Annotated in this window: 8 protein-coding genes; 2 read left to right on the top strand and 6 right to left on the bottom strand. The window is 61.3% G+C overall.

The window, feature by feature from the left end; genetic code table 11:
• Window positions 1-205 precede the first annotated feature (205 nt).
• From ACVNHC_RS24340 to ACVNHC_RS24315, 6 genes are all read right to left on the bottom strand, one after another.
• Window positions 206-487, bottom strand: coding sequence for a helix-turn-helix domain-containing protein (locus tag ACVNHC_RS24340; protein WP_008878354.1), 282 nt, complete (start codon window positions 485-487; stop codon window positions 206-208).
• Window positions 488-500: 13 nt separating this feature from the next.
• A complete protein-coding gene (locus ACVNHC_RS24335) occupies window positions 501-812 on the bottom strand; it encodes a type II toxin-antitoxin system RelE/ParE family toxin (protein ID WP_025031074.1) in 312 nt (103 codons plus the stop codon).
• A gap of 53 nt (window positions 813-865) precedes the next feature.
• The gene (locus ACVNHC_RS24330; RefSeq protein WP_025031073.1) at window positions 866-1,195 is read right to left on the bottom strand and encodes a hypothetical protein; all 330 of its coding nucleotides are present in this window, start codon (window positions 1,193-1,195) and stop codon (window positions 866-868) included.
• A complete protein-coding gene (locus ACVNHC_RS24325) occupies window positions 1,192-1,866 on the bottom strand; it encodes a ParA family protein (protein ID WP_203021263.1) in 675 nt (224 codons plus the stop codon). Before ACVNHC_RS24325 ends, ACVNHC_RS24330 begins: the two co-directional genes overlap by 4 nt.
• A 281-nt stretch (window positions 1,867-2,147) precedes the next feature.
• A complete protein-coding gene (locus ACVNHC_RS24320) occupies window positions 2,148-3,077 on the bottom strand; it encodes a helix-turn-helix domain-containing protein (RefSeq protein ID WP_425959541.1) in 930 nt (309 codons plus the stop codon).
• A gap of 142 nt (window positions 3,078-3,219) precedes the next feature.
• On the bottom strand, window positions 3,220-3,369 hold the full coding sequence (locus ACVNHC_RS24315; protein WP_246754193.1) for a ribbon-helix-helix protein, CopG family: 150 nt from the start codon (window positions 3,367-3,369) through the stop codon (window positions 3,220-3,222).
• A gap of 351 nt (window positions 3,370-3,720) precedes the next feature.
• Between ACVNHC_RS24315 and ACVNHC_RS24310 the strand changes: the two genes are divergently transcribed.
• A complete protein-coding gene (locus ACVNHC_RS24310) occupies window positions 3,721-4,326 on the top strand; it encodes a recombinase family protein (protein WP_055971942.1) in 606 nt (201 codons plus the stop codon).
• Window positions 4,327-4,341: 15 nt separating this feature from the next.
• Window positions 4,342-7,215: Tn3 family transposase (locus tag ACVNHC_RS24305; protein WP_457169878.1), on the top strand; the 2,874-nt coding region annotated here is incomplete at its 3' end.

Raw genomic sequence — 7,215 nt, 5'->3', positions numbered from 1 at the left:
CCAGGGCATCGATATTCCCGCCGAGCTGCTCTCCCAAGTCGCACCACTTCCCTGGGCTCATATCGCACTCACCGGCGACTATCTCTGGAACGAAATTGACCGACCCCTCGAACGCTTCAGGCCGATCCGCGCTAACCGTTTCAATCCAAACAACTTCGCTTTCCCTTAGCGGGTATTATTGCAGAAATGCCCACGGAGCCCCAGCCTATGCGGCCTCGGCAATATCGAGCCGCACCGCAAGCCCGGCCTGGGTGGCTAGATTAATCAGCGTATCGAGGCTGAAATTCGTGATCCGGCCGCGCAGCAGGTCGTTAAGCCGGGGCTGCGTGATCCCGAGACGCCGTGCCGCTTCGGCCTGGGTGACGCCCCAACTCCGTACCCGCTGCTCAACGGCAATCAACAGATTGGAACGCATTGTCATGTTCGCGGCCTCGGCCGGCGTATCTTCCAGTGCATCCCATACATTCGCAAAGCTCTGACGTTCCATTGTCACGCCTCCGCTAGATTTGCCGCAACCGGGTCGCGGCTAGGTCCAAATCTCGTTTCGCTGTCTGCTGCGTCTTCTTCTGGAAGGCGTGCAGCACATAGACGGCATCCTCTATCTTAGCGATGTAGAGCACCCGGAAGGCTCCGGCCTCATCGCGGATGCGGATTTCCCGCACCCCCTGCCCTACGCTCGCCATCGGCTTCCAGTCGCTTGGCTCAAAACCCTGCTGAACCTTGTGAAGCTGGACACCGGCCTCTTTCCGCGCCGTCTCGGGAAACTCCCGCAACTGCTCAAGGGAATCCCCGAGAAATTCGAGCCGCTTCATGTCAGCCATGAATCCCTTATATCAAAATTTGTATAAGCGAACAAGCGAAACCGCTACTGCTCGCCTTCGCCAAGTGCGCTCATTGCCCGCTCGATCGTCTCGGCAAGCGTGATCTCGTGGCGGTCGGCATAGGTATAGATCGCCTCGATAGTGTCGGCCCTCAGCCGGGTTGCGAACTGTTCCGTGCGGCCTGTCTTACGCCGAGTACGGCGCGGGGGTCGCCCAGGAGAAGACGGCAATAGCTCGGCGGCTTTCGGAGTTTCGCGGAAACCCGCAGCGCGGGCGGCGGCCTTGACCGCGTTCGGATCAACGGGCGGCACTGGCGGCGTGTTGAGTTCCTCGCCAAAGTCGAGCGTTGCGCGTTTCTTGTCATCGGCAGTCATGCTGCGTTCCCTCCCCTAATGGCGTTGATGACGGCTTGCGCATATTCGCGGGCATTTTCCTTGGCTGTCTCCAGTCCGGACACATCGGCCGCTTCCAGCTCGTGCAGCGTGCCGCCCAAGGAAAACAAGGTCCGATAGGCCGCCCTGTCGATCAAAGTCGCCGGCAGCACCGGGACCGCAGCGCCGGTAAACTGCCGCTCTATGTCGCGTGCCGTCCGCTCGCGGATCGCGGGCGGCACGCGGGTAAAGAACACGCGATATGGAATTTCCCGGTTCGCCACCTTCCACATTTGGCGCACCAGCTTGACCGATTTCGCGGCCTCGGCTGCGTCGAGAACCGAGCTTTGCAGCGGAATCAGAACCAAATCCGACCGGGCGACTGCGAAGCCGACGCGATCGGTCGCGGTCCCTTCTAAGTCAACTATGACGAAATCGGCGTCGGTGCGGGCATCCTCGATCGTGTCTATGATTGTTTCGGCCGAGTCATCAACTATGAGCCGAAGGGATTCCGGAACCGGGCGAAGCTGCGACCAGGCTACAAGGGGCCTGTTGGGGTCCGCGTCGATCAACGCGACCTTGCGACCCGCCGCGACTAGCTCGCCGGCGAGGACAACGGCCGAAGTCGTTTTGCCAACCCCGCCTTTGCTCGAAACAAATGATATGACCGCCATGCGACCTCCGCTCATCTAATGACCAGCAGCATGTTAGCTGCGTGCACTTTATAATCGGTTAAACAGCCGCTTGCCATCTTATTGCAAATTAATAGCCGCTAGTAAACAGCTAATTTCTTTAGGCGCAGCTCTTGCCCTTTCTTCCTCTCTAAAGCCCATGCGACATTGGCCGCAGGCGAGGCGGTTGGTGATTTTGCTCTGAGTGTGCCGGGCCGGACCGCTTATTACGCGGTCCGCAACCGCCGCAGGGTCGCGTGAGCGGCCCGAACAGCGGCGTCCGCTTATGTTTTCACATAGAGAATAGAATTAGAGGGGGATTCAGTCTGGTTATCGGACTCACGTTTCATGAAGGTCTTTGCCATCTTCACAAGGGCCTGCCCCAGCGGACTATCACCAGCGTCGAGCTGCGTTCGCTCATCGAGGGGCAGGGTGCTCCGGTAGACGTCGATTGCCTCGCTCCATGCCTGCTGATCCTGTCCATGATCCGCAGGCGGGGGAGGGGCCTTTCCAAACCGGCCAAGAAACTGCCGGGCCTTTTCCGGCAGGGACAAGCGGTAGGCGTTGCTCGCCTGCTGCACCTGGGGGCCGCGCCCCTCGTTCCCGGTCGGCTCGTAGCGCCGCAGCCAGTCGATGAAGCCATGCGCCCGCAGGTTCTTCAGCGCCCGCACGATCGTGTCCCGCGACCGGCCCAGGCGGTCCATGATCGTGGTGATTGACGGCTCCAGCCGGCCGGTGCGGAAGTCGATCAGATTGACGAACAGCCGCAGCACGTCGAGCGCCACCGATCCGAGCGGGCCGCTGCGCTCGCCCTTCTCGTGCAAGCCGGCCTCGTTGTAGATTTCGGCCGCCTTCAAGATCGCCTGCACGTCCTTGCGCGTCGTCGCCTGCCAGATACGGCCCTCCGATCGCCCCTTGAAATAGCTGCGCCGGCGAACCGGCGTCGGGCAACGCTCGGCCGGGGGAGGCAGGACTAGGCCAAGCGCGGCTTGTCCCGATCCGCGCCATGCGGCCCGGCGCTCCTGGGCGAGCGCGGAGAGCTGGCCGGCGTCTTCCTCGGAAAGCTGGCCGGCACTGTAGCGCGTCCAGACCTCCCGCATGATTTCATCAAGCGCGTTCGCACGCGCGCATCCAATCGCGGCCGCAATTTGCGTCCTCAACATCTGTCCTTCGTCCTTCCAATCGGAGGACATGACGGCGCGGACGGCGGACAAAGATTCCCCGTTCCCGGCGAGACTCACTCTTGCCGGGTGGTTCACTCTCGACTATGTTAGGGGCTGTTCAGGCGGTCCTAACAAAGCCGTTTCCGAAATCCGAAAACCCCTTGCCGCTGCTAACGGCTAGGGGTTTTTCATTTCATGTCCTCGGTGCGTTCTCGATATAGAACCTCAAAGCTTCTTCGATGATCGGGGCGCGTGATGACACGCCCTTCGCTTCCTTGATCTGGTCAAGTCGTGCGACCAGATCGGCGGGAAGATCGGTGTTCACATAGATGCGGCCGGCCACCTTTAACCGCTCCCGATGGGCGGCTACCTTCTCTTTTACCGGTATAGCGGTTCGACTCATGGTTACATGAAACCGCGATTCTTCCGATTCTACAACCCCTTGAATCCAAACCGCTGAAATCGTGGGGTTTCCATTGTGGTAGCCGGCGCTACCGGATCATGATCTCGGGGCTCCGTGGGAATCTCTGCAATATTACCCGCTAAGAGATTTTTGGTGTGACGGAAAACAGATGATTTCCGCGTAGCGGTTCGGCGGGTCGAAATCGACGGGGTGACTGGGCAATTATTTGCGCGACAAACCCTGTCGGAATGTGAGACTGTGCGGCAACACGGAATTTGAGGTTTGTCGTGCATGTTGATCGGTTACATGCGGGTATCGAGCGGTGATGAGCGGCAGTCGGTTGCCTTGCAGCGCGACGCCCTGCTCGCGGCCGGGGTCGATCAGCGTCACCTGCATCAGGATCGCGCTTCGGGCGCGCGCGACGATCGGCCGGGGCTGAAGGCTTGCCTTGCGGAATTGTGCGAGGGTGACGTGCTGGTCGTTTGGAAGCTCGACCGTCTGGGCCGATCACTCTCCCACCTGATCAGAATCGTTGAGGATCTGAAGATGCGCGGGGTCGCCTTCCGCTCTTTGACGGAAGCTATCGACACGACGAATTCGCACGGTGCGTTCCTGTTCAACCTGTTTGGCACGCTCGCCGAATACGAGAGAGTGCTGATCACGGAGCGGGTCAACGCTGGACTGGCGGCGGCACGCCGGCGCGGTCGCAAGGGCGGTAGGCCACCGACGATCGACACCGAAAAGGTTGAGCAGATTCTGGCGGCGCTGGAAGCCGGCGCCAGCAAGGCGTCGGTGTGTCGGACATTCAAGGTGCCGCGCTCGACTCTCATCGATACATTGCGGCGAACCGGATGGACCGGACCGGGCAAAGAAGATGAGCCTGCTCCCCCAGTTTGAGAGCGGGTGTGACCGATGGCCTTCCTCGACGCGCAGTCGCGCACCGTTCTGTTCGACCCACCCGATGTTTATGAAGAGGCCCTCGCGCGCTATGCGCTGTCCGCTGAGGACATCGCTTTCGCCAGGGCGCATCGCCGATCGCATAATCGTCTGGGTTTTGCCATCCAACTCGCCCTGGTGCGTGATCTCGGTCGTCCGCTCCGCGCTGGGGAAGTTCCGCCTCAGGCAGTCGTCTCCGTTGTCGCCGACCAGTTGGGCATCGACGCTGCGGTGTTCGCACTCTATGCCCAGCGGGAGGAAACCCGTCGAGAACATACGCGGGAGATTGTCGTCGCACTGGATCTCCGGCCCGTCCGGGCGAGCGATTATCGATCCCTGATCACCGCGGCGGCACGCGAGGCAGCCGCTACCGAACAAGGCGAGCCGATCACCAAGGCCGTGATCGAAGCCCTGAAGGAGAGGAAGCTGCTCGTTCCTGTGCCGGAACTGCTGATACGTCTGGCGATGGCGGGCCGGGCGGCAGCGCGACGACAGGCTTATCGCGGCTTGATCCGGGGCATGGAGCAACCGTCCATCGAGGCGCTTGATCAGCTTCTCATCGATCGGTCCGGCGATCGGAGCCATCTCGGCTGGATTGCGGAAGCGCCGGAGGGGACGAAACTGAAAAACCTCAAGGGCCTGATTGCCCGGCTTGAGGTTCTGCGTTCGGCGGCGATTTCCGATGAGCGACGTAAAACGATCCATGCCAACCGCTATGGCATCATCGCCCGGGACGCCCGCATTCTGCATGCCCGTGAGATACGACGCCTTACATCCGAGCGCCGCTACGCCACGCTGACGGCGTTCGTCATCGAGAGGCAGGCGGCAATCACCGACCTTGCGATCGACATGTTCTGCAAACTGATCGGCAGCACCCGGCGCAAGGCTGAACTGAGCCGCACAGAACGCCGGCTGAAAGAAGCCGAGATTCTTGATGGGGTGGCGCTCGATCATCTCAAGCTTGGCGAGGCGCTTCTGGCCGCCCGTGAGAACAACACCGATCTCGCATCCGCAATTGCAGTCTCACTCGGCTGGGACGGATTGACCGCCAGCGTGGCCGCAGCCAGGTCCGTCGTGCGCCCCGATCGCAGCGACGAATTCGATGAGCTCATAGAGCGGCACAAATCGCTGCGAAAGCTGGGCAGGCTCATGTTCGGCGCGTTCTCTTTCCGGTCGTTTCGTCCCGATGATCCGGTTTTGAAGGCAGTGGATCATCTGCGTGCGCTCTACAGTGGCAGGAAACTACCCGCGCAGGTGCCGTTCGCGTTCATGACGCGCAAGTGGCGGCGACGTGTGCGCTCGGACGGTGTCACCATCGACCTTCGGGCTTGGGAAGTGGCGGTACTCGTTCACCTTCGGGAGCGCCTGCGGGCCGGTGACATATGGGTTGATGGCAGCCGAGCATGGCGCAGTTTCGAGGATTATCTTCTGCCTCGACCGATCTTTGCCCTGATGCGCGCCGAAGGCCGGCTCGGGCTTGCCATCCCTGACAGCTTTGCCGAATGGCGAGCCGAACGCACCGCCACGCTCGACGCGAAACTCAAAGAGCTGGCAAGGGCGGCGGCCGCCAACGCCATTCCGGATGCGGCTATTTCCGACAAGGGTTTGTCGGTCTCCCCGATCCGCGAGGAGGAGCGTGACGGGATCGTCGCGCTCAGCCGGCGTCTTTACATCCTCGTTCCCCGGATCAGGATCACCAGCCTGCTTGCCGAGGTCCACAGCTGGACCAGGTTCCTTGACAGCTTCACACACTATCGCACCGGCGAGACGGCGAACGACGAGCCGGCGCTGATGGCCGCTATCCTTGCCGACGCCACCAACGCCGGTGCTGAACGCATGGCGGAAAGCTCACGCGGCGTCACGATCCACCAGATGATGCTGATGGTAGATAGGCATCTGCGCTCGGAAACCTATGCTACGGCGACCGCCGTGCTGGTCGATGCGCAGCAGGCTCATCCCTTCGCCGCGGTCTGGGGCGACGGTCATATCTCCTCCTCGGACGGGCAGTTCTTTCCGGCAGGCGGGCGCGGTGAAGCCAGCCTCGAATACAATGCAAAATACGGCAAAAGACCAGGTGCTTCGGTCTATGGCTTCCTGTCCAATCGTTTCGCCTCCTTCTTCTCCCGGATGATCCAGGCGTCCGAGAGCGAAGCGCCCTACGTGCTCGACGGCCTCCTTCACAACGAAAGCTCCGTCGAAATCCATGAGCATGCAACCGATACCGCCGGCGCGACCGAAACGACATTCGCTATGTTCCATGGCTTCGGCTATAGGCTCATTCCTCGTATCCGCAATCTCGGCAATCGCAGGCTCTTCGTCATCGATCCCGACGCGGCGTACGACCCGCTCGGGGCGCTGATCTCGGGAGCCGTCAACATGGATGTCATCGAGCAGCACTGGGATGAGGTCTTGCGGCTGAAGTCATCGATTGGCGCGGGCCTCGTGCCGCCGTCCGTCATCCTCAAGAAGCTTGCCGCATCGCCTCGGCAAAATCGGCTCAATCAGGCGCTACGCGAAATGGGCCGGATTGAACGCTCGATCTTCATCTGCGACTGGTTGCTCGACACCAAGCTCCGGCGCAGATCGCATGCCATCCTCAACAAGGGTGAAAGCCGTCACGCCCTTGCCCGGGCGGTCTTCCTCCACCAGCTTGGCGAGCTGCGCAACCGCGTGGCGGAAACCATGGCCTATCGGGCGTCAGGTCTCAACCTCGTCGTCAACGCCATTATCCTGTGGAACACCGTCTATCTCAGCCGCGCTGTCGATTATGTCCGCACCCAGGGCATCGATATTCCCGCCGAGCTGCTCTCCCAAGTCGCACCACTTCCCTGGGCTCATATCGCACTCACC

Source organism: Pannonibacter sp. Q-1, from assembly GCF_054073275.1.
This window is presented reverse-complemented; position numbering and strand designations above follow the sequence as displayed.

Bases quoted from the DNA above. Each gene is read 5' to 3' on its own strand.
- ACVNHC_RS24330 (WP_025031073.1), bottom strand. From the start codon at position 1,195: ATGACTGCCGATGACAAGAAACGCGCAACGCTCGACTTTGGCGAGGAA.
- ACVNHC_RS24325 (WP_203021263.1), bottom strand. From the start codon at position 1,866: ATGGCGGTCATATCATTTGTTTCGAGCAAAGGCGGGGTTGGCAAAACG.
- ACVNHC_RS24340 (WP_008878354.1), bottom strand. From the start codon at position 487: ATGGAACGTCAGAGCTTTGCGAATGTATGGGATGCACTGGAAGATACG.
- ACVNHC_RS24335 (WP_025031074.1), bottom strand. From the start codon at position 812: ATGAAGCGGCTCGAATTTCTCGGGGATTCCCTTGAGCAGTTGCGGGAG.
- ACVNHC_RS24310 (WP_055971942.1), top strand. From the start codon at position 3,721: ATGTTGATCGGTTACATGCGGGTATCGAGCGGTGATGAGCGGCAGTCG.